This window comes from Plantactinospora sp. DSM 117369 (assembly GCF_053764795.1).
On sequence record NZ_CM132446.1, the window covers coordinates 6,095,437 to 6,116,325 of the forward strand.

The 20,889-nt window shown below is 68.9% G+C and carries 17 protein-coding genes; 10 read left to right on the forward strand and 7 right to left on the reverse strand.

What is annotated here, in order from left to right; translation table 11 throughout:
• Positions 1–18 precede the first annotated feature (18 nt).
• From ACSMXO_RS26130 to ACSMXO_RS26140, 3 genes are all read right to left on the reverse strand, one after another.
• Positions 19–390 carry a hypothetical protein gene (locus ACSMXO_RS26130; protein WP_455414185.1) on the reverse strand — a complete coding sequence of 124 codons (372 nt, stop codon included), beginning with the start codon at positions 388–390 and terminating at the stop codon, positions 19–21.
• Between the two features lie 151 nt (positions 391–541).
• Positions 542–1,012: a DUF2690 domain-containing protein gene (locus ACSMXO_RS26135; protein ID WP_455414186.1), complete on the reverse strand. Its 471-nt coding sequence runs from the start codon at positions 1,010–1,012 to the stop codon at positions 542–544.
• Positions 1,013–1,233: 221 nt separating this feature from the next.
• Entirely contained in the window at positions 1,234–2,604 is a 1,371-nt protein-coding gene (locus ACSMXO_RS26140) for a hypothetical protein (RefSeq protein ID WP_455414187.1), read from the reverse strand.
• Positions 2,605–3,374: 770 nt separating this feature from the next.
• Between ACSMXO_RS26140 and ACSMXO_RS26145 the strand changes: the two genes are divergently transcribed.
• The 10 genes from ACSMXO_RS26145 to ACSMXO_RS26190 all read left to right on the forward strand — a co-directional run bounded on the left by ACSMXO_RS26145 (position 3,375) and on the right by ACSMXO_RS26190 (position 14,682).
• Positions 3,375–4,448, forward strand: a complete 1,074-nt coding sequence (locus ACSMXO_RS26145; RefSeq protein WP_455414188.1) for a LacI family DNA-binding transcriptional regulator — start codon at positions 3,375–3,377, stop codon at positions 4,446–4,448.
• Positions 4,445–6,082, forward strand: coding sequence for a sialidase family protein (locus ACSMXO_RS26150; protein WP_455414189.1), 1,638 nt, complete (start codon positions 4,445–4,447; stop codon positions 6,080–6,082). Before ACSMXO_RS26145 ends, ACSMXO_RS26150 begins: the two co-directional genes overlap by 4 nt.
• A gap of 49 nt (positions 6,083–6,131) precedes the next feature.
• Complete coding sequence (locus ACSMXO_RS26155) at positions 6,132–7,067, forward strand: DUF6772 family protein (protein ID WP_455414190.1); 936 nt, start codon at positions 6,132–6,134, stop codon at positions 7,065–7,067.
• Between the two features lie 62 nt (positions 7,068–7,129).
• Complete coding sequence (locus tag ACSMXO_RS26160) at positions 7,130–7,435, forward strand: DUF6385 domain-containing protein (protein WP_455414191.1); 306 nt, start codon at positions 7,130–7,132, stop codon at positions 7,433–7,435.
• A 56-nt stretch (positions 7,436–7,491) separates the two neighbouring features.
• Positions 7,492–8,421: an ABC transporter permease gene (locus ACSMXO_RS26165; RefSeq protein WP_455414192.1), complete on the forward strand. Its 930-nt coding sequence runs from the start codon at positions 7,492–7,494 to the stop codon at positions 8,419–8,421.
• 43 nt (positions 8,422–8,464) lie between these two features.
• On the forward strand, positions 8,465–9,349 hold the full coding sequence (locus ACSMXO_RS26170) for an ABC transporter permease (protein WP_455414193.1): 885 nt from the start codon (positions 8,465–8,467) through the stop codon (positions 9,347–9,349).
• Between the two features lie 72 nt (positions 9,350–9,421).
• Entirely contained in the window at positions 9,422–10,921 is a 1,500-nt protein-coding gene (locus ACSMXO_RS26175) for an ABC transporter substrate-binding protein (RefSeq protein ID WP_455414194.1), read from the forward strand.
• A gap of 31 nt (positions 10,922–10,952) precedes the next feature.
• On the forward strand, positions 10,953–11,954 hold the full coding sequence (locus ACSMXO_RS26180; RefSeq protein ID WP_455414195.1) for an ABC transporter ATP-binding protein: 1,002 nt from the start codon (positions 10,953–10,955) through the stop codon (positions 11,952–11,954).
• Entirely contained in the window at positions 11,951–12,772 is an 822-nt protein-coding gene (locus ACSMXO_RS26185; protein WP_455414196.1) for an ABC transporter ATP-binding protein, read from the forward strand. Before ACSMXO_RS26180 ends, ACSMXO_RS26185 begins: the two co-directional genes overlap by 4 nt.
• 86 nt (positions 12,773–12,858) lie before the next feature.
• Entirely contained in the window at positions 12,859–14,682 is a 1,824-nt protein-coding gene (locus ACSMXO_RS26190) for a glycosyl hydrolase family 28-related protein (RefSeq protein ID WP_455414197.1), read from the forward strand.
• A gap of 419 nt (positions 14,683–15,101) precedes the next feature.
• Here ACSMXO_RS26190 and ACSMXO_RS26195 read toward each other — a convergent pair whose 3' ends face one another.
• Genes ACSMXO_RS26195 through ACSMXO_RS26210 form a run of 4 tightly spaced genes read right to left on the reverse strand, consistent with a single transcriptional unit; the run spans position 15,102 to position 20,879 of the window.
• Positions 15,102–16,649 carry an arylsulfatase gene (locus tag ACSMXO_RS26195; protein WP_455414198.1) on the reverse strand — a complete coding sequence of 516 codons (1,548 nt, stop codon included), beginning with the start codon at positions 16,647–16,649 and terminating at the stop codon, positions 15,102–15,104.
• A gap of 45 nt (positions 16,650–16,694) precedes the next feature.
• On the reverse strand, positions 16,695–18,335 hold the full coding sequence (locus ACSMXO_RS26200) for a glycoside hydrolase family 13 protein (RefSeq protein WP_455414199.1): 1,641 nt from the start codon (positions 18,333–18,335) through the stop codon (positions 16,695–16,697).
• Positions 18,328–19,254 carry a dihydrodipicolinate synthase family protein gene (locus ACSMXO_RS26205; RefSeq protein ID WP_455414200.1) on the reverse strand — a complete coding sequence of 309 codons (927 nt, stop codon included), beginning with the start codon at positions 19,252–19,254 and terminating at the stop codon, positions 18,328–18,330. The genes ACSMXO_RS26200 and ACSMXO_RS26205 overlap by 8 nt, the downstream gene beginning before the upstream one ends.
• Entirely contained in the window at positions 19,254–20,879 is a 1,626-nt protein-coding gene (locus ACSMXO_RS26210; protein ID WP_455414201.1) for an FAD-dependent oxidoreductase, read from the reverse strand. Before ACSMXO_RS26210 ends, ACSMXO_RS26205 begins: the two co-directional genes overlap by 1 nt.
• Positions 20,880–20,889 lie beyond the last annotated feature (10 nt).

The following is a 20,889-nucleotide window of genomic DNA, read 5'->3' on the forward strand; positions in this document are numbered from 1 at the left end:
TTGCGGTCGCCGGGTTGGCTACCGCATCGCAACAGGTTGATCGGCCGCGACCGGTGGCCGGGCGCCGCCGGCCAACAGGCCGCCGATCAGCAGCCCGAGCCCGACGGCCTGGCAGAGATTCAGCATCAGGGCTACAGCCGCACTGATGATGCCGAACTCTGCCGCAGAGTGGTCGGCACGCAGCAGCGTGGGGATCGACGCCAGCCACGCCACGTTTGCCAGGACTCCGAAGAGGAGCACGCCGCAACCCGCGACGGCGAGACCCTTGGCCAGTCGGGAGAGCCGGTCGCGCCGGGCTGCCAGCAGGATGAGACCAGCCACCAGCACCAGCAGGACGGGTACCTGCACGACGCCCTGCACAAGCACGAACTGGACCTGCTCCTCGAACACACCGCCTCCGATCCTTGGGCACAACGACGGACACGCTAGCCGGCACGAGCAAGCAGGTCCTAGCGGTGCGGACACGGCGTAGTGAACGACCGAGGTCGGAGGACGCTGGTGGGCCGGGGCGCCCCGGCCCACCAGATCCTGGCGTCGCCGCTCAGGCACAGGCGAAGAAGCTCCAGGTCACCCACTGGTTTGATGGGTACCGGTAAACCTGTGCACCGGCGCACGCGGCGTTGCTGCCGTCGACCATCCGCGAGTACACCGGGTTGAGCCACAGGTTGGGCGAGTACTGGTCGGTGCCGGAGACACCGTCCTCCCACGCGGACGGGTGCGCGCTGTAGTCGTTGTACGCGGCCGCGTTCTCGTAGTGGAACTCGCTCCAGTTCGCCACGCAGCCCCCGGAGTACCGGAGGTACCCGGTGCCGACCTTGCGCGACCCGTCGTACACTGCGGTCCCGCCCGAGTTCCACTGCCAGCCGTTGTTGTAGCAGCCGGTGGAGTACGGATCCAGGCCGGTGATGCCGGAGACTGCGGCGGCTGGTGTGGCAGCGGCGGTGAGGATCGCTGTGGTGATCGCCAGGGCGGCTGCTATCCGGCCCAGTCGTACCCGCACGTTGTCGGTCATGTGCCCTCCTCGTTCACTGAACCTTTTTCAACCTCCCCTTGCGGTCCGGCGGACCGCAAGGTCGGCCGCGGTGCGTAAGCGCCGCGCGGTCCAGCTTGAAAAAGGTTCACTTCTGCGGGCGTTCGCTTCTGCTCGGCCCGTGAATTCACGGTAGGAAGTGCCGACCGGCGGCCCCGAGTGGCTTTGCGGCGGAAGAATGGCAGGCAAAGTGCCTTGCGCCGTCAGGCGTCTAGTGATAGCTGCCAATCGGCGGTGGACCGGCACCCTGGCGGCATGCCGGGATCGGCACGAATCGACGCCAATAAGCCGGTGCAACCGTCGGTGCCGATGCCGTAGACGATGGCCCGGAGAATGTCGGCCCCGAGCCGGTCTGCGCTCCGAGATTGTGCGAGCTGGCGGTCGAGGATCGTCCGCCAGACCGGCTCCGAAAACCGTCCCGCACAGTGCGGTAGGGCCCGGGCCGCCGCGTGCCGCAGGGTTGGGCTGAAGCCCGGACTCGCGAGGATACGCCGAACCAGTGTCCGATGAGTACTGACATCGAGCACGGTCATCACCGGTAGGGCGGCGACCGCGAAGGTCTCGTCACGCCGGCCCAAACCAGCGGTCATCTCAGTCAGGACCGCTTCCCCCAGCGTCTCGCGTAACGGCGTGGCGGCGAGGAGCTGGCCGTGAAACAGCCGCCGGTCGGGGTTCGAGCTGTAGAGCGCCTCCTCGATCAGGCTGACGAGGACATCGTCGAGCTCTGCCACGTCGCCGCACCCACGGGCTTGGACGAGACGGGTCAGCTCGCAGCTGACCGTACGCGCCGTGCCGGGCTCGGCGAGCCGGTCCGAGGTCCACACCCAGTGGGCGATCGGATCGCGTGGCACCGCCCCCTGCAGAACGGACCGTTGGCCGGCGCGGCCCGCCAGCCGGCGAGCCACCTCGACGGACAAGGCGATCCGGCCCGGATCGGACGGCGTTTCGCACATCCTCTCGCGAACGACGGGGACGAGCTGCCGCAACTCGGCCTCGACGAAGTGCCCGTACTCGATCTTCCGCAGCGCGGCGCGCAGTGCGCCCTGGAAGGCCGGTTCACCCTCGGGACGCGTGATCTGCTGGACGATGTACCGGTTGGCGGCGCCGTCCGAGACGACATCGAGCAGGCCCAAGGGCTCGATCACGGCCGGTGACGTGCCGTCCTCGGCCAGTGCGATACACGCGGCGACGGCATGGGACCGGGCGGCCGGATGCTCCAACAGCCGGCTCATGGCTTCGTTGCGCAGCAGCCACTCCAGCTTGTCGGCGGCGACCAACTCGGTCAACAACCGCTCCGCGAGCATGCTCCACAGTTTCGGCGGATGCAGCACGAGCCCCGGAGCCGACTCGATCTGCTCGGTCAGTCGGGCCCATTCTGCGCCGTCCAACGCATCTCCGGCGCTGATCTTTTCGACCGTGATATGAAATGTGGCACCGTCGAACCGCCCGGCGCTCGGCTGCCGTCGAGTTGGCGTTTCGAGGCGCAGCAACGCGTCGGCGATTGTCGTCAGCTGTCCTGCCGGCAAGCCGAGCAGTTGCTCGTACCGTCGAATGACCTGCCGCCCGGGAGCCACCTCGCCATGCTCCCACCGCGTGACCGAAGAGGACGCCGAGTGCCCCAAGGCGCGTGCGAACTCGCGCCCGGAACGCAAGATCCTATCGGGGCCGAGTTTTCGGTTCGTCCCGAGTAGCCAGCCGATCTTACGGCGCACCGAAACCTGAGCCACGCGTCATGGTCCCATCCCATCCGCGACGGCACAGTCGCGATGCGGACTCGCACGCAAAGCCGGAGTCCCCGTTCTTCGGGACGTATTCGGTGGCCAGCTCAGCGACGGGGTCGGGACGACGCGGAGCGAGATCGGTCAACTCGGAGTGATCGGCGGCGACGTCGTACAGCTCCCATGGCCCGGGGTGCTCGCGGGCCAGCTTCCGCCGCCCCCGGCGTACCGCGGCATTGCCGAGGTGTTCCCAGCACAGGGGTCACCTCCGGTAGCTGCTCTCTGCGCAGGGCGGGGAGCATGCTGCGCCCCTCCGGCGGCAGCACCCCCTTCCCCGGTACTCGCGCGGGTAGTCGATGCCGGTCGCACCGAGCAGGGTGGGCAGCACGTCGGTGAGTTGGGAGGGCGCTCGCACGACCCGCCCACCGGGTCGAAAAAGGTTCAGTGCACGAGGAACGGGGTGGCGACGCCGCCCTCGTGCACCCACCGCTGGTGCCAGTGCGCGGGAGCGTAAGCACCTCCACGAGCGGCGCCGGACGGCGCCAGACATGACCTCTTGACGGAGCGGAAATCTCTCCGTAACGTCGGCGACGATCTTCTTCATACGTATTAAAGAGGTTCTCGACATGACGACGCCACGTCGGCGAGCTACCCAAGTCGACATTGCCCGTCGCCTCGGCGTGTCCCAGGCGACGGTGTCCCTGGTGATCAGCGGTGGCCCGGCGAGCGCGAACGTCGCCGAGCAGACTCGGCGGGCTGTGCTGGAGGCAGCGGCCGAGCTCGGCTATGCGGTGAACCCCGTGGCAAGAAGCCTCAAGGGTGGCCGCAACCGGTTGCTCGGCGTGTTCACCTTCGAGCCGGTCTTCCCCGTAGATCAACGGGACTTCTACTTCCCGTTCCTGCTCGGCGTCGAGGGGGCCACCGCCGAGTACGGCTACGACCTCCTGCTGTTCAGCTCGGCGACCGCCGGCGACGATCGCCGCATCTACGCCGGCGGAGTCAACCGGCTCAAGTTGGCCGACGGCTGCGTCCTGCTCGGACGTCGTCTCCACCACGACGATCTGACGGCGCTGCTGCGCGAGGACTTTCCGTTCGTCTTCATCGGTCGGCGCGAGGTGCCCGGCCAACAGCTGTCCTATGTAGCGGCCGACTACGTCGGCGCGACACGCGCAGCGGTGCAGGCCCTGGTCCGTCTCGGACACCGCCGGTTCGCGTACTTGAAGGCGACCGACGACAAGGAATGGTTGCGGGACCGCGAGGCGGGCTTCTGGGCGGGGCTCGCCGCTGCCGGGATCCCGGGTGACGACGTCGTGATCCATCCGCCGGACGAGCATCCCGCCGACATCACCCGGGCCCGGTTCGAAGATTGGCTTGCCGCGGGCATCACGGCGATCCTGGTAGAGCACAGCGAAGAGGACAGCGCAATCCTCGCCGTGGAGCGGGCGGCCGCCGAGGCTGGCGCAAGCATTCCGCAGGACTGCTCGGTTTTCCTTCTCGGTGACCCACCGTTGGTCCACGCGACCGCCCGCGACTGGACCCGGTTCAGCATCCCTCGGGAACAGATGGGCCGCGAAGCCGTGCGCCTGCTGCTCGAACTGCTCGACGCCGAGGTCGGACAGCACCGGCAGATCTATCTGGACTGTATTCAGGTCCCGGGCGATTCGGTCTCGGCACCGCCCTCGACGGGAGCGCCGAGATGATCGAACGCGATACGGCACCGGCGTGGTTGACCAGACGACAGGCGATCGCCGCCGGGTTGGGTGCGGCCACCGCCGTCCTGGCCGGGACGCCGTCGGCGGCCCGCGAAAGCCTCCGGCGTACCGATGCAGGATTCCTGGATCCGACGACGCTGTGGTCCCGTGGCGAGAACGGATGGGTCGACTTCCGGGTGCACGCCGTGGACGTGACGCCGAAAGGCACGGTGCTGGCCTTCAGTGAGGCGCGCTTCGGCTCCAGCGCCGACGATGGCCCGAAGGACCTGGTCCTGCGGCGCAGCACCGACGGCGGTCGGACCTGGGGTCCGACGCGGTACCTCGAACACCACGACGGCGGCGCCTGGGCCAATCCCACACCCGTGGTCGACCGGCGAACCGGACGCATCACACTCTTCTATGCGCTGAACGACAAGGGCGAGTCCTCGAGGGTCTTCCGGCGCACCTCGACCGATGACGCCCGCACCTGGAGCAACCCGGTCGAGGTGACGGACCTGTTCGCCGTGAACGGGCGTGGATGGACCTTCCACCTACCCGGGCCGGGCCGCGGCATTCAGCTCGCCAGCGGTCGGCTGCTGGTCGAGGTGTGGCATCGGCGGACGCTGAGCCTGCCTGCCGCCGAACGCGACTACGGCGCGAGCGTCATCTACAGCGACGACGGCGGCCGCAGCTGGGCCGGTGGCGGCGTCGTGCCGGACCCTGCGGGGCTCGGCCTGGACGAGGCGCGGATCGCGCAGCTCGCCACGGGCGAGGTGGTGGTGCACTCCCGGCTGGCCGGCGGGGTGAGCAACACCAGCCGTGCCGTGGCCCGTAGCCGCGACGGCGGTCGGACCTTCACCGAGGCCGTCATCGAGACGAACATCGCCCCGCACGCGGGGATCGCGGCCGGCCTCGCCGCCCGGGTCGACCGGCGCGGCGTCGAGCGCATCGTCTACACCAGTCCCGTGGCCGGCACCGCACGGGAGACCTTGTACGCGCGGATCAGCTACGACGGCGCCGAGTCGTGGTCGTGGGGCCGGATCGTCGACGGTGCGCGGGCCGGCTATTCCGATCTCGTATGGCTAAGCGACAACGAACTGCTCGTCCTCTACAGCCGGCTGGGACCGACCGGAGTCGAGACGCAGGACGTCGTGGCCGCCCGGTTCGACTTGGCCTGGCTCACCGAGGACCGCGACGGCGCCCACCAGGGGCCGGCGGAGCTGCGCAGGCTCTACCAGGTGGAGGGGCTGCGGGTCGAAACGACGATCCCGCGGGCGCCGATGGTCCTCGACGCGGCGGCGGCCGGCTCCGCGGTGGCCCACATTCCGGCGGTGGTCCGCGGTGACGGGTACGCCGTGACGATCGTGCCAGCCGTGACCGGTCCCCGCCGTCTGCGATGCCGCTTCCGCGCACCGCAGGAAGCGGGCGGCGGCGATGTCGCCGTCACCGTGGACGGTCGCCGCAGGGGCGGTGTCGTCACCACCTCATCCGGCACCCCCTTCCTGGACGCCGACCTGGGGCTGATCACCGTCCGCGCGAAACGGCCGGTGCGCGTCGAGTTCGTCGCGGCCGGTGCGGGTCCCGACGGCACATACGCATTCCAGCTCGATTCGATCCGGCTCGACCCACCCGGCAGGGCTTAGCAGTACTTCACATCCCCCATCCGGCACATTTCGCTATCGCCACGGAGGCATGGTGCAGAAGGTTATTCACTATGAGCGCGGCCTGGAAAAGTTCAAGCCATTGCGCAACATCGTCACCTACGACGACTTCGACAAGGGCTTCAACGGGTGGCTGGACCTGACGCCCAACTTCGTCAACGACGACTACCGGCATTACCCGTCGGAAGTGGACCTGGCGAGTTGGGCACCGTCGATGATCAGCGCGGCGCCGATGCGGTTCGCCGCCACGCACGGATCGATGGAGGGCACGTACTCGCTGAAACTGAACACCAGGCCGGTCGCCAACCGGTACGAGGAAAAGCCGGCCAACGGCAGCATGGGTGTCGCGTTGAAGCGGCTGTCGAACTTCGACCCGGCGATGCGGTACATCCAGATCGAGGCGTGGTACGCGTACACGCCGCAGCAGGACCGGCTCGGTTTCGGCGAGGAGGACATCCGCGCGTTCGGGTTCTACTTTGACCTGCAGGACGCGCAGTACCGCTGGATGCCGGGAGTGCGGTACGTGAACTCCGTCAACGGCACGCTCACCAAGAAGTGGCAGTACTGGCGGGTGGCCGACGGGGTGACGAAGAAGGACTGGTGCTACGGCCGCGAGGACGGCTGGCAGCGTCCCGGGATCGACAACCTCTGGTACGGCCGCCGCTACCCCGACGGCTCGGCCGACGCCTTCCAGTGGTTGCCCGACGGTGAGCAGGACCTGCTGTACAACGAGAGCCCGGACAAGCTCAACTGGCTCTATTTCCGGCTGCTGGTCGACTACCAGCGGCGCGAGTACGTCGAGATGCAGAGCATGGACCGCACGTTCGACCTGCGTGGACTGGCACCGACGCTGACCGAGCCGTACAAGAACATCACCAACCTGATCAACCCGATCTTTTTCGTCGAAACCGACACGGACCGGTCCGTGAATCTCTTCCTCGATTCCGTCGTGTACTCCACGGACTGACCGCTGCCGGCCAACCGTCGTTCCACTGGGAAAGGTCCTTCGTGCTCACATTCGCTACTTCCGTGATCGAACGCCGTCTCACGATCACCGCCGACCACGCCACCCATTCCTACGAAGCGGGTTGGGCCGGCGAAGCGGTCTTCTTCGTCCAGGTCGAAGGCGACCACCCGGATCTGTCCGTCCAGGCCCAGATCTCGCCGGACGGGCTGCACTGGGTGGACCGGGGCGACCCTCGGGTGATCGCGGCGGGCGAGACGATCGCCGCGATCGAACTGACGAATTTCGGTGGGTGGCTGCGGCTGGCGTTCAGCGGCGCCACGCAGCAGCAGCCGGCGACCGTCCTGGTCCACCTTGCCCTGAAGGGATGACCCGCATGCGGCCACGCTTTCGGGCCCGATAGTGACAAGAAGGAGGAGAGATACTGATGTTTCCCCGGCTGGTCCGGCGACTCGGCCTCATGGTCTTCACCGTCTGGGGGACTCTGAGCCTCACCTTCGTTATCCTGCGGCTCGCGCCTGGCAATCAAGCCACCGTCCAGTTGGGGCCTGAGGCCACCGCGGCAGAAGTAGACGCACTGCGTGAAGAGCTCGGACTCAACCGGCCGATTTTCACGCAGTACCTCAGCTACCTGCGCGAAGCCGTCACCGGTGACTTCGGAGAGTCGTACCGCTTCCACGAGTCGGCGATGACAGTCATCCTCGATCGCCTCCCGGCCACCATCCTGCTCACGGCGACGGCGACGCTGCTGGCTCTGGTGCTCGGACCGCTGCTGGGCATCCTGGCCGGCCGCGCGCCGGGGCGGCTCGCCGACCGAACGATCTCGGCCGTCACCCTGGTGATGCAGGCGCTTCCGTCGTTCTGGTCGGGCATCATGCTGATCCTGCTGATGGCGCTGACCCTGCGGCTGCTACCCAGTGCGGGGTCCGGGGACTTCCGGCATCTGGTGCTGCCGGCGATCACCCTCGCCATCCCGTTCACCGCCCTGGTGGCCCGGATCACCCGCAGCAGTCTCGCGGAGGTCACCAGCGAGCCGTACATCCTGACCGCCCGGTCGAAAGGCCTGTCCGAGCGGACGGTGCTGGCCCGTCACGCCGTACGCAACTCGGTGATCCCGGTGGTGAGCATCGTGGCGCTGCACATCGGCACCCTGATGGGCGGCGCGGTGATCGTCGAGCAGGTGTTCGCCTGGCAGGGTGTCGGCTCGTTGCTGGTCAGCGCCGTCGGCAACCGTGACTACGCCATCGTGCAGGGGGCGACCGTCCTCATCGCGATCGTCGTCGTGGCGCTGAACCTGCTCGCCGACGTCCTCAACGCCCGGCTGGACCCCCGGATCCGGGCGGGGGTGGCGTCGTGACGGCGCCAGCCAGCGCCACCGGGCGTAGGACGGGAGGCGGCGGATGACCGCGCTGGAGCTGGCGCAAAGCCCGGTCACACCGGTCCCGGTGACGGCCGCCCGGACCAGGGTGGGCGGGGCAGTACAGGCCCTCCCGATGGTGGTCTTCGGGCTGTACGTGCTGGTCGGCGCCATCGGCCCGCTGATCATCGACTACTCCCCCGTACGCGGCGACCTCGACGACCGGCTGCTCAGCCCCGGCTCGGTCACCAGCGACGGCAGCACGGCGGTCTTCGGCACCGACGCCCTCGGCCGGGACCTGCTCGGCCAGGTGGTGTACGGCGCCCGCACGTCGATCGTCATCGGGCTGCTCGTGGTTGTCTTCAGCGGACTTGTCGGCATCGCCGTCGGCACGTTCGCCGGGTACCGGCGAGGGATCACCGACGTGGCGGTGTCCCGCGTCATCGACGTGCTGCTCGCGTTCCCGGGCATCCTGCTGGCCATCGTCATCGCCGGCGTCTTCGACCGCAGCCTCGTGATCGTCGTCATCGCGCTCACCGTCACCAACTGGGTCGGCTTCGCCCGCCTGTCGCGGTCCATGGCGATGAGCCTGCGCGAGCGGGACTGGGTCAGGTCGGCGACCGTGATGGGGCTACCCCGGCGGACCATCGTGGCCCGGCACATCGTGCCCTTCCTCGCCGGGCCAGCGCTCGCGCTGGCGACGACCGAGTTCGCCGGCGCCATTCTCGCCGAGGCGAGCCTGAGCTTCCTCGGACTGGGCCTGCCACCGTCGTCCGTCTCCTGGGGACAGACGATCGCCTCCGGCAAGGAGTACCTCGCCAGCGCCTGGTGGATATCCACCATCCCGGGCATCGCCCTCGCCCTGCTCGTCATCAGCGTGGGATTCACCGGAGACCTGTTCACCCGCCACGTCGGCCGCCGGCGATGACGACACACGACACCACCGCACACACCCCCATCCCGCAGCACAGCCGAACGCAGCACAGTAAGGAGCACGACCATGAGGTCTATCCGGCTCGCCGCCGTCGCGACAACGACGGTCCTTACCCTGGCAACAACCGCCGCATGCGGCGCAGACGACAACTCCGGCGGCGGCAGTGGCGGCCAGCTCGTCGTGGCCGGCCAGTTCCCGATCGAGTCGATCGACCCGAACGGCAAGCTCGCCATCGACGGCGGCACCGGTCTCGCCTCGTTGCAGCTGTACGCCCCACTGCTGGCGACGGTCGGCCCCGGCGAGTTCCAGGGCGTCGCGGCCGAGAAATGGGAGTCGAACGACACCGCGACGCAGTTCACCTTCACCTTGAAGGACGGGATTACGTTCTCCGACGGCTCCGCGCTGACCGGCAAGGACGTCGCGGCGTCGTTCACCCGCACCGTGGAGGCGAAGAGCCCGTTCTCGGCGAACTTCGTCAACGTCGCTGTCGAGTCGACCGATGACACGGTGACGTTCAAGCCCGCCGAGCCCGACCCGGCGCTGCTGGCGAAGCTGACCGGACTGAGGATCACCCCGGCGAGCGCCACCGAGGACAGCTACACGGGTACGCCGGTGACGTCGGGTCCGTTCAAGGTCAAGTCGTTCAGTCCCGGCGGGGACCTGGTGATCGTCCCCAACGAGAAGTTCTGGGGAGACAAGCCGAAGGTGGACCAGGTGACCATCCGGTCCATCCCTGAGGTGGCGGCCAGGGTCACCGCCCTGCAGACCGGCGAAGCGGACATCATCTGGGGCATCCCCGATGACCAGGTGACCCAGCTACGCAGCAACTCCGACATCAAGTTCGTGACCGCCGACGGCAGCGGGGTCATGACAATGTGGATGAATGCCTCGACGCCCGCACTGAACAAGGCCGAGGTCCGGCGGGCCCTGTGGCAGGCGGTGGACTTCGACAAGATCATCAAGGCGCTGTACCCGGAGAGCGGCCAACCCGCCGACTCGGTGCTGGCGCCGACGGTGTTCGGCTACGCGCCGCAGAAGCCGGTCGGCTACGACCCGCAGGCGGCGAAGCAGGCACTCGTCAACGCCGGGTTCGACTTCAACACCACCCTGCGCTTCCACTTCTCGCAGACGCAGTTCAAGCAGTGGGTGGAGTCGGTCGTCTCCGACCTGGCCGCCATCGGGGTCAAGGTCGAGGCGTTGCAGAAGGAGCAGGCCGTCTACACCGAGGACCTGCTGAACCTGAACTGGGATATCAACATCCAGCAGGTCGGCACGCTCGGCCTGGACGCGTCGTACAACCTGGGCAGGCTCTACACCTGCGCGGCGAAGCGGACCGGGTACTGCAACCCGGAACTGGACGCACTGCTGAAGAAGGGCAACACCTCCACCGATCAGGAGACGCGCAAGCAGGCGTACGGGGACGCGACCGCGCTGATCTGGAACGAGGCGGTCGGCATGTACCCCATGTTCGTCAAGGTCGTCTTCGCCACCCGGTCCGGCATCTCCGGACTCGCACCCACCCTCGAAAGCCTGCCGCCGCTGAACATGGTCTCGGTTGATGATTGACCGGCGCCGGCCGACGAGTGCGACGGCAGTGATGACCAGCCAGCTGCCCGCGGCATCCCAGCCATCGGCCTCGGCGACCCTGCGGGTCAGGGACCTGTCGATCCGGCTGCCCGGCCCCCGCGGCATGGCCACCGTGGTCGACGGCGTCTCCTTCGACATCGCGCAGGGTCGCACCACGGGGGTGATCGGCGAGTCCGGCAGCGGCAAATCGCTCACCGCGATGGCGCTCGTCCGCCTCACCCCGGACACCGCCGTACTCAGCGGGCAGGTGCTGCTCGGCGAGGAGAACCTGCTTCGGGCCGGCCCCACCCGCATCCGGCAGGTCCGGGGCCGGGAGATCTCCGTGGTGTTCCAGGACCCGTCGACCGCGCTGAACCCGACGATGACGATCGGCGACCAGGTCGGCGAGATCCTGTGGGAACGCGGACTGTCCCGGCGCCAGGCCCGCCAGCGTGCCGTGGAACTGCTCGACCATGTCGGCATCCCCGATCCGGGCAACCGGCTCCGCGCCTACCCGCACGAGTTCTCCGGCGGGATGCGGCAACGTGCGATGATCGCGCTGGCACTGGCCGGCGGGCCGAAGATCATCCTCGCCGACGAGCCGACCACCGCGCTGGACGTCACCGTGCAGGCCCGGATCCTGGACCTGCTCGCTCGGCTACGCGACGAGGACCGCCTGTCGATGCTGCTCGTCAGCCACGACCTGCGGGTGATGTCGCACGTCGCCGACGACCTCGTCGTCATGTACGCCGGCCGGGTCGCCGAGAGCGGACCGGCGAAGGCCGTACTCCGCCGGCCGCTACACCCCTACACCGCCGCGCTGGTGCGCAGCGTCCCGTCCGTGCACAAGCCGACCGCGATCGCCGACCCGCTGCCGGGGAGCCCGGCGAACCCGTTCGACCGACCCGCCGGCTGCCCGTTCCACCCCCGCTGCCCTCGCGCCGAGGACCGTTGCCGGGCCGAGGTGCCGGCACTGCGCGAGGTGGTGCCGGGACGGCTCAGCGCCTGCCACTTCGCGGAGGAGTTGCCGTGACCACCGCCACCGGACTGCAGATCACGGATCTGACCGTGACATACCCCGGGCCACGCAGCGGTGGGCTCGGCCGACGGACAACGATCACGGCGGTACGCGACGTGGCCCTCGACGTCGCGCCGCAGGAGACGGTCGCCCTGGTGGGCGAATCCGGCTCCGGGAAGTCGACGATCGCCCAGGCCATCGTGGGACTCGTCAAACCGGCCTCGGGAAGCATCCACTACGACGGGAAGTCCCTGCTGGGCCGGCGATCCGGCGACCGCGGCATGCGGCGCACCATCGCCATGATCTTTCAGGATCCCCGGTCCTCGCTGAACCCCCGACTATCTGCCGAGGCCTCCATCGCCGAAGCCTGGCAGGCACACCCGGACACGGCCCCGGACGGCGTGCGCCGCAACCCCCGCCGCCGCCGCGACGCCGTGGTCGACCTGCTCGCCCAGGTCGGGCTGGACCCCGACGTCGCCGGCAAACGCCCGACCGCGCTGTCCGGAGGCCAATGCCAACGCGTCAGCATCGCCCGGGCACTCGCCCTCAACCCGCGGCTGCTCATCTGCGACGAGGCCGTATCCGCCCTCGACGTCTCCGTCCAGGCTCAGGTGCTGCAACTACTGGTGAAGATCCGCCAGGCGCGGTCGCTGTCGATGCTGTTCATCACCCATGACCTCGGTGTGGTGCGCCAGGTCGCCGACCGCGTCCTCGTCATGCGCCGCGGCGAGCTCGTCGAAAACGCCGAGGCGCAGACGCTGTTCACCGCACCACGACACGACTACACCCGAGAACTCCTCGCGGCCGCCGTCGACCTCGACGCGGCCAACTGAGCCTCCCGCGGTACCACCCACCAGTCCCATCCATACCAACCCCACGAATGGAGCAGGACGCAGTGACCGACCGAATCAACCGCCGCATGATGATCCGTTCCGCCGCCGCGGCAGGTGCCGCCGGCATCGGCGGACTCGCCCTCACCCGGCCGGCACACGCCGAAACGGCACCGCTGAGCCTGGTCGACGCCGAGGGATCCCCGGTGCTCACCCCGCAGCAGTTCGGCGCGGTCGGCGACGGCGAGGCCGACGACACCGCCGCCATCCAGGCCGCCATCAACGCCGCCCGCACCCAACGAAACAAGATCGTCGTGCTCCCGCCGGGGCTCTACAAGGTCACGTCGACGATCGTCGTCGGCGACCACGAATACGACACCCCGGGCGCCCACCTCAACCGGTTCGTGCTGCGCGGCTACGGCATGTTCGGCGAGGAGCCGTCAAAGATCGTCTTTCATCACGACGGCGTCGGCATCCGGTGGGAGGCGTCGCTGGGCGGCATCCACGGCGTCGCGTTCGACGCCCCGGTGAAGACGGCCAACAACGTCGGGATCCACGTCGCGCGCCGGGCGAACACCGACGACACCGACATCACCATCGTCGAATGCTCGTTCCTGCGCTTCCACACCGCCATCGAAAGCGTCGGGCGCGGTTTCCTGTTCACCAAGAACAAGGTCGCCGTCTGCACGAACGGCATCAGCATCTCCTGGCCCAGCGAAGGGATCCAGGGCAGCGGCGTGCACGTGCTGCCCTACGGTACGCGCAAGTGGCTCATCACCGACAACCACTTCCACTCCAACTTCGACGCCATCATCTTCAACGGACCTCCGGACGGCGACTTCCGCGGCGCTGTCATCAGCAACAACCTGCTCGACATCGGTCGGCGGCTGTTCAAGGGCAGCCTCACCAACTCCACCATCACCGGCAACATGATCGAGAACGGCACCGGCAACGCCGTCATCCAGATCGACTCCGGCGGCCACAACCTCACCATCACCGGCAACATCATCGGCGGGTTCGACACTGACCCCGGGGCGTGGGAGCCGCCCCGCTACGCGATCCACTTCACCAGCGGGGTGTCCGCGAAAAACGTCACCATCTCGGCGAACTCGTTCAACTGGATCCGCGCCTCCGCCATCCGGTTCGACCAGTCCGTGGACAAGGTCAGCATCACCGACAACTCATTCGACCACTTCAACCTCGTCAAGGCGGCCGGCCACGGCGCCGTGCACCTCGGCGTGGACGCCACCAGACTCGCCGTCCTCGGCAACGTCCTGTCGGCCAACCCCAACGGGCAACCCGGGGTCAACGTCGTCGGCACCCTGCGCGAGTCGAACGTCGTCGGCAACACGTTCGAGCAGGACGCACTCGTCGCCGCCGGGACGATCAGCCCCGATTCCTACGTGGAGACCGAACCGGGCAGGTTCAGCAAGCTCCAGGTGGCCGCCGCGAAAGCCGCCGCCGTACGCGTCCTCAGCACCGCCACCGGCGGCATCACAGCCGGCGACAGCTACGGCGGCTATCTCGTCGAAGGCGCACTGGCCGACGGCTCCGGGCCGGGCGTCAAAGGCGGCGTCGAGGTGGTCGCGGTCAATGCATCCGGATCCGCGGCCACCAACCTGCTCTGCTCCACCACCAACACCAACGAGGTCGTCGCCTTCCAGGCCAGCGTCGCCGGGCTCATCCCCCCGACCGACAACGCCCGCGACATCGGCAGCCCCGACGCACAGATCCGCACCGTCTACACCCATGCCACCCGCCTGCACCCGTACACCGTCAAGACCCTGCCGCCCGCCGCCAGCAACAGCGGCGCAATCATCCACGTCAGCGACGGCCACGGCGGCAAACCCTGCCTCGCCATGTCCGACGGCACGTCGTGGCAGCGCGTGCCGCTCGGCGACGCCATCAAGTAAGAACACAGTGGACGGCACGACATCGGCCGCGTGATGGCGCAGCGCGGCGATCCACCGGGTGTAAAGCGGTCCTTTGCCACCGGCTACGCCGGCGGGATCGGCGACATCACCGGGCTGCACAGCCAATCTACCGCTTGTCGCCGCTCGGCATCGACGCCATCTGGACCACACCCCGGTTCGACTCGCCGCTGCGCGACACAGGCCACGACGTGGCCGACTGTCGTGCCGTCCACCTCCGCTGCTGGATCCACTGAGGAAACTCGCGAGCGCGTCGAGGAATGCCACCCGGCAGGCATCTGCGGCATCCTCGACTTCGTCCCGAACCTCCTGCGACCACCTGTGCTCCCGGGCGGCTCCGCACTCGTCCCCCGCATCGGCTGCGAATCGCTGCCGGATCGATGGGCCGGCCCGGGCGGGTTCTAGCCGCGGGGTATGACGCCGACCCGCTGCGCCCAGCGCTGGTATTCGGTGACCAGCTCGACGACAAGGCCGGGGTGTCGCTGGGCGAGATCGTTCACCTCGGAGCGATCGACGTCCATATCGTACAGTTCCCACGGCTGCGAGTGCTCGCGGACCAGTTTCCACCGCCCCCGGCGTACCGCGGCGTTGCCGAGGTGTTCCCAGAACAAGTCCGGATCCGGTCCCGATTCTCCCCGCAGGGCGGGCAACATGCTCCGTCCCTCGGGCGGCAACACCTCCCGCCCCCGGTACTCGCGTGGGTAGTCGACGCCGGTAGCGCCGGACAAGGTAGGTAACACATCGGTGAGCTGGAACGGCGTCCGGACGATCCGACCGCCGGCCAGGCCGCCCGCCGGCCAGTGCGCGAGAAACGGGGTGGCGATACCGCCCTCGTGCACCCACCGCTTGTACAGCCGGAACGGGGTGTTGGACAGGTTGGCCCAGGCGACGCCGTAGCTGGCGTAGGTGTCCTCCGGGCCGGGGTCGATGCCCGGATCGTTGCCGACCCGCAGCGGCGCGCCGTCCCGGGTAGCGGCCGGGATCGTCGCCCGCCTGCTGCGGAACTCCTCGGGGTCACCGAGCGGCAACTCCTCGGCGCAGCCGCCGTTGTCGGACAGGAATACCACCACGGTGTCGTCGAGGACCCCGGAGCGCGCCAGTTGGTCCAGGATCCGCCCGATGCCCCGGTCCATCCGCTCGACCTGGGCGGCGTACACCTGCATGCGGCGTGCCTCCCACGCCTGGTGCGGCACCGCTGACCACGGCGGCTGTGCCGGGTCCCGCTCGGACAGTGGCGACTCCGCGCCGAGCAAGCCTTCGGCACGCAGCCGCTCCAGCCGGCGGCCGCGCAGCTCGTCCCAGCCCGCCTCGTAGACACCGTCGTACCCGGCGATGTCCTCCTCTGGCGCGTGCAGCGGCCAGTGCGGCGCGGTGTAGGCGACGTAGGCGAAGAATGGACGGTCGGCGGCGGCCTGCCGGCCGATGAACTCCACGGCGTGATCGGTGATCGCGTCGGTGTAGAAGAACCGCGGATCGCGGGCCTCGGCGCTCGCATCCGTCTCGCCCCGGCGCAGCGTCCCCGGGTCGTAGTAGCTGCCGCAGCCGCTGAGTGTGCCGAAGAAGTCGTCGAATCCCCGTCGCGTCGGCCACGAGTCGGACGGCTCCCACACCGACCCGCTCAGGTGCCACTTACCCGACAGGCTCGTGGCGTAGCCGGCGTCCCGGAGCAGTTCGGCGATGGTGACGCAGCGGTCGTTGAGGCTACCCGGGTACCCCCCGGGCCGGTTGGGGCTGGCCAGCACACCGATGCCGGTCTGGTGCGGGTGCAATCCGGTCAGCAGGGACGCGCGCGACGGACTACACCGCGCCGTGTTGTAGAACTGCGACAGCCGCACCCCGGACCGCCCCAGCCGGTCAAGGTTCGGCGTACGGATCTCGCCGCCGTAGCACCCGATGTCGGAGTACCCGAGGTCGTCGGCGACGATCAACACGATGTTCGGCCGCTTCATGGTTCATCCTCTACGAGTGGCCCGAGCGGGAGCTGATCCGGTGAGTTATCCCCTCGGCCGCAGCCATACGGCCGTGTCCGGCCCGAGCGGGTCGGGCGACACGTCGATGGTGTCGCTGCGCAGGAGGGGAACCGCACCCGCTGGCACCGGCACCTCAGTGGCGCCGAGATTGACGATGCACTCGAAGGCCGCCCCGCGCCGGAAGCGCAGCACCGAATCGGATCGGACCATCCACTCAAGCTCCTGGGGGGCACCCAGGCTCCGGCGGATCCGCAGCGCCCGCGCCACGAGGTGGTACGTGGAGGTCGGGTCGTCCAGTTGGCTCTGGACCGAGTGTGTCTCCCAGCCGTCGGGCTGCGGGAGCCACGGGTCCGCGGAACCGAACCCGGCACCCTTAGGGTCCAGCGTCCACGGGAGCGGAACCCGGCAGCCGTCGCGTCCTCGGCGCCGCCCGCCTGAGCGGGTCCAGATTGGATCCTGGATGCGGTCGACGGGGATGTCCATGTGGTCGGGCAGGCCGAGCTCCTCACCCTGGTAGAGGTAGGCCACGCCGGGCAGGGCGAGCATGAGCAGGATCGCGGCCCTGGCCCGGCGCCGGCCCAGCTCGACGTCGACCGGTCCGAGCTCGTGGCCGGATCTGCCCGGCTGCTTCCGGGTGTTCGCACGCCCGTAGCGGGTCACCGTCCGCTCCACGTCGTGATTGGACAGTACCCAGGTCGGCGGTGCCCCGACCCGGGACATCGCGTGCAAGGTGGACTCGATGACCGAGGACAACTCGCCAGCGTCCCAGGCGGACTGCAGAAACGGAAAGTTGAAGGTGGTGTGGAGCTGGCCCGGCGCCACATAACGGGCCAGCCGCTCAGAATCGGCGACCCAGGCCTCCGCGACGAAGATCCTTGGTGGGTCGTACTCGCCAGCGAGCCTTCGCCAGTCACGGTAGATCGCATGCACCCCGTCGCGGTCCCGGTGCGGGTGGTCCGGCACGTTCGTGAGGACGAGCAGGTCCTCCTCCCGGTAGCCCAGGTCGGGATAGCCAGGGTGCTTGACCAGGCCGGTCGCGACGTCGATGCGGAACCCGTCGACACCACGGTCGAACCAGAACCGCAGGATGTCCAGGAACTCTCGGTGTACCTCGGGATGTGACCAGTTCAGGTCGGCCTGAGTGGGGTCGAACAGGTGCAGGTACCACTGTCCGGGCTCTCCGTCCGCCTCGGTCACCCGCTGCCAGGCGCTGCCGCCGAAGGTGCTGCGCCAGTCGTTGGGCGGCAGCTCACCGCTGGCTCCACGCCCGTCCACGAAGTGGTACCTGGCGCGCTCCGGTGAGCCGGGTGGGGCAGCGAGCGCGGCCTGAAACCAGGGATGGTCGGTAGAGGTGTGGTTCGGCACGATATCCAGGATGACCCTCAAGCCGTGCTGGTGTGCCTCCCCGATGAGCAGCTCGGCCTCCCGCAGGTCACCGTAGGCCGGGTCGATGGCGCGGTAGTCGCGTACGTCGTAGCCGCCGTCGTTGTTGGGCGAGGCGTACCAGGGGGTGATCCAGATGGCGTCGACACCGAGCTGCGCGAGGTAGCCGAGCCGGCTGCGGATTCCGGCGATGTCGCCGATGCCGTCGCCGTCGCCGTCCGCGAACGACCGGATGTATATCTGGTAGATGGCGGCGGTGCGCCACCACTGCGGGTCAGCCATCCGAGGTACCGATCAACTCATGCTCCACCGTGGAGAGGAACCGCCGCAGGTCGGCGGTCTCCTCGTCGTCGAGGACCCGCAGCGGCGGGGCCAGGTCCGCCGGGCACAGCCCACGCAGCGCCAGCGTCGCCTTGACCACCGGAACACCCGGCCGGACGTGGTGTATCTTCATCAGCCGCACGATCCGCTCCTGAGCACGAGCGGCGCGCACGTCGTCGTCGCCACGATGGGCGGCGACCAGCTCGACGGCGACGCGCGGCGCGATGTTCGCGATGCCGGGCGTGATTCCGTCCGCGCCTGCGGTCAACGCGTCGTACAGGTGCTGTTCGGCGCCCTGGCTCACCCCGAAGTCCGGCCGGCGGCGGGCTACCTCCAGCCATTGGGCGAGGACGGCGGCATCGCCGGAGCTGTCCTTGACGCCGACGATGTGCGGCATCTCGGCCAACGCCCGGACCGAGCCGGCCACCAGCGGAGAGGCGTATCTCGGTGTGTTGTAGGCGATGACGGGAAGGGACGCCGTGCGGGCGGCGTGGTAATGCGCGGCGATGTCGCGCTCGTTGTGCTGGAAGTAGAACGGTGGGCTGAGCACCAGCGCGTCGGATCCGGCCTCGGCAGCGACCTCTGCCCGCAGCAGCGACTCGCGGGTCCCGGCGGCGGAGACGTTCACGACGACAGTTCCCCCTGGCACCCGCCGCTTCCACTGCCGGACGGCGTCGGCCAGGAACTGGCCGATGGACTGCGTGTCGAACAGCGGCCCCTCGCCGTTGGTGCCCAGCAGCATGATCTTCTTGACGCCGACGGCGGCCAGCGCGTCGAAGTACCCACTGCCGGCGGCGAAATCGGGAACGCCGTGCCCGCCGATCGGCGTGACGGCCGGGACAACCACGCCGCTGAGCAGATCCTTGCCAGACAGCGCCATCAGTAACCCCGAATCTCTGGCCAGCCGAGCTCGACGCCGTCGGCGACCAACGTGTTCTGGAACATCCGCAGGTGCTGCTCCTTGCGGCGGACGTCATGCGGCTCCACCGCCTCGCGGTGGCAGTACGCCACCAGCGAGCCTGCCGCCTCGCCGATGTTCCACTCCACCGGGTGCAGCCGGTAGCAGCCGTTGGTGATGTGTGTGGTGCCGATGTTCTTCCCGGCCGGCAGCAGGTTGCGGATCCGGACCGGCAGCAGCGCGCCGAGCGGGATCTGGAAGGGACAGCTGGCGATGTCGATGTAGTTGTCTCCCCCGGTCGAGGGGTGCAGGTCGATCCGGTACATGCCGATCCCGACGGTGTCGTCGTACGCCACCGCGCCTGCGTCGCCCCGTACGGCGAGGGAGAGATCCTGCTCCACGATCGTGTATTCGGCCCGGATCCGCCGCGACTCCCGGATGTACGGCGCCGCGGCGAAACCGTCGACGGTGTCCATCACGTCCGGCCGCAGCCGTAGCCCCGGCCATCCCCGGCCGCCGTCCGGTCGTGGCGCCTCGGTCTGCAGCCAGTAGAGCATGCTGGCCGACAGCTCCCGGGCACCGCGCAGATGCTGTTGCTTCTCCTCCTCGCCGACCCCGATCAGCGGGCCGTCCAGGTAGTCGATCATCGGCCAGTTCACCAGGGTCACGTCGCTGGCGACGAAGCCCGGCTCGTACAGCTCACGGGCGACCACCCGGCGGAACTCCCACAGCTCCCGGTCGCCGGGATCCTGGCTCTGGTCGGCGATCACCTGCCCGGACCGCGCGTTCGGGGTGAAGGTCCGGGTCAGCGGCGCGAGCGTCCGGGGGTCGGGCGCGGTCAGCCCGATCTGCGGACCCGGCCAGTACGCCGGGCGGTAGCCGCGCCAGTAGTCGTACCGGGCCGGGCGCTCGATCACGTGATCCTCGCCCTCCCGGTGCTCGACGGCGAAGACCCACGAGATCGCCTGCATGTTGTCCGGCTGTGCCACCTCGGGTCCGCTCGGCTCGCCGGTCTCGTGCCGGGACTCGAATCCCGTCACGTGCTCCACGTCGGCCAGCGGCAACACGTCGCCCAGTTCGGTGGCGTCCAGGTAGTACGGGCTGACGATGTGCACCCGGCCGGCGTCGGCGCGTTCCACGGTGATGCCGGTGGCCCGGTCGCCGCACAGTTCCACCGCGACCGGCCTGGTCCGGAGCAGGATGCGCAGCCGCCCGCTGCTCAGGTACGGGTCGATAAGGGACCGCAGCACAGCGCCGCTCACCCTCGGCTCGTGACACAACGGGCCGACCCGACCCAGTCCCGGGTTGAGCCGCGGGTCGTTCCTCGCCGTGACGGTGAGGGGGTACCACCGACGGTAGTAGTCCCGGACGGCGGACCGGTACCTGCGGTACGAGGCGGTACAGCCGAACTGCTCGATCCATCTGTGCTCGTCTGGCGGCACTCCCTGACTGGTGAACTGACCACCGATCCGGTCGGTCTCCTCCGTCAGCACCACCCGCAGGCCGCGCCGTAGCGCGGCGAGTGCCGCGGCAACGCCGCCCACGCCGCCACCGATGATGGCAAGATCGACGTCCGCAATCTGCGACTCCAATGTGCTCCGTTCCATCGTCTTGGGT

What these genes read in the sequence shown, in the direction of transcription:
- ACSMXO_RS26135 (WP_455414186.1), bottom strand. Translation starts at nt 1,012, where the DNA reads ATGACCGACAACGTGCGGGTACGACTGGGCCGGATAGCAGCCGCCCTG.
- ACSMXO_RS26145 (WP_455414188.1), top strand. Translation starts at nt 3,375, where the DNA reads ATGACGACGCCACGTCGGCGAGCTACCCAAGTCGACATTGCCCGTCGC.
- ACSMXO_RS26150 (WP_455414189.1), top strand. Translation starts at nt 4,445, where the DNA reads ATGATCGAACGCGATACGGCACCGGCGTGGTTGACCAGACGACAGGCG.
- ACSMXO_RS26155 (WP_455414190.1), top strand. Translation starts at nt 6,132, where the DNA reads ATGGTGCAGAAGGTTATTCACTATGAGCGCGGCCTGGAAAAGTTCAAG.
- ACSMXO_RS26165 (WP_455414192.1), top strand. Translation starts at nt 7,492, where the DNA reads ATGTTTCCCCGGCTGGTCCGGCGACTCGGCCTCATGGTCTTCACCGTC.
- ACSMXO_RS26170 (WP_455414193.1), top strand. Translation starts at nt 8,465, where the DNA reads ATGACCGCGCTGGAGCTGGCGCAAAGCCCGGTCACACCGGTCCCGGTG.
- ACSMXO_RS26175 (WP_455414194.1), top strand. Translation starts at nt 9,422, where the DNA reads ATGAGGTCTATCCGGCTCGCCGCCGTCGCGACAACGACGGTCCTTACC.
- ACSMXO_RS26180 (WP_455414195.1), top strand. Translation starts at nt 10,953, where the DNA reads ATGACCAGCCAGCTGCCCGCGGCATCCCAGCCATCGGCCTCGGCGACC.
- ACSMXO_RS26190 (WP_455414197.1), top strand. Translation starts at nt 12,859, where the DNA reads ATGATGATCCGTTCCGCCGCCGCGGCAGGTGCCGCCGGCATCGGCGGA.
- ACSMXO_RS26195 (WP_455414198.1), bottom strand. Translation starts at nt 16,649, where the DNA reads ATGAAGCGGCCGAACATCGTGTTGATCGTCGCCGACGACCTCGGGTAC.
- ACSMXO_RS26200 (WP_455414199.1), bottom strand. Translation starts at nt 18,335, where the DNA reads ATGGCTGACCCGCAGTGGTGGCGCACCGCCGCCATCTACCAGATATAC.
- ACSMXO_RS26205 (WP_455414200.1), bottom strand. Translation starts at nt 19,254, where the DNA reads ATGGCGCTGTCTGGCAAGGATCTGCTCAGCGGCGTGGTTGTCCCGGCC.
- ACSMXO_RS26210 (WP_455414201.1), bottom strand. Translation starts at nt 20,879, where the DNA reads ATGGAACGGAGCACATTGGAGTCGCAGATTGCGGACGTCGATCTTGCC.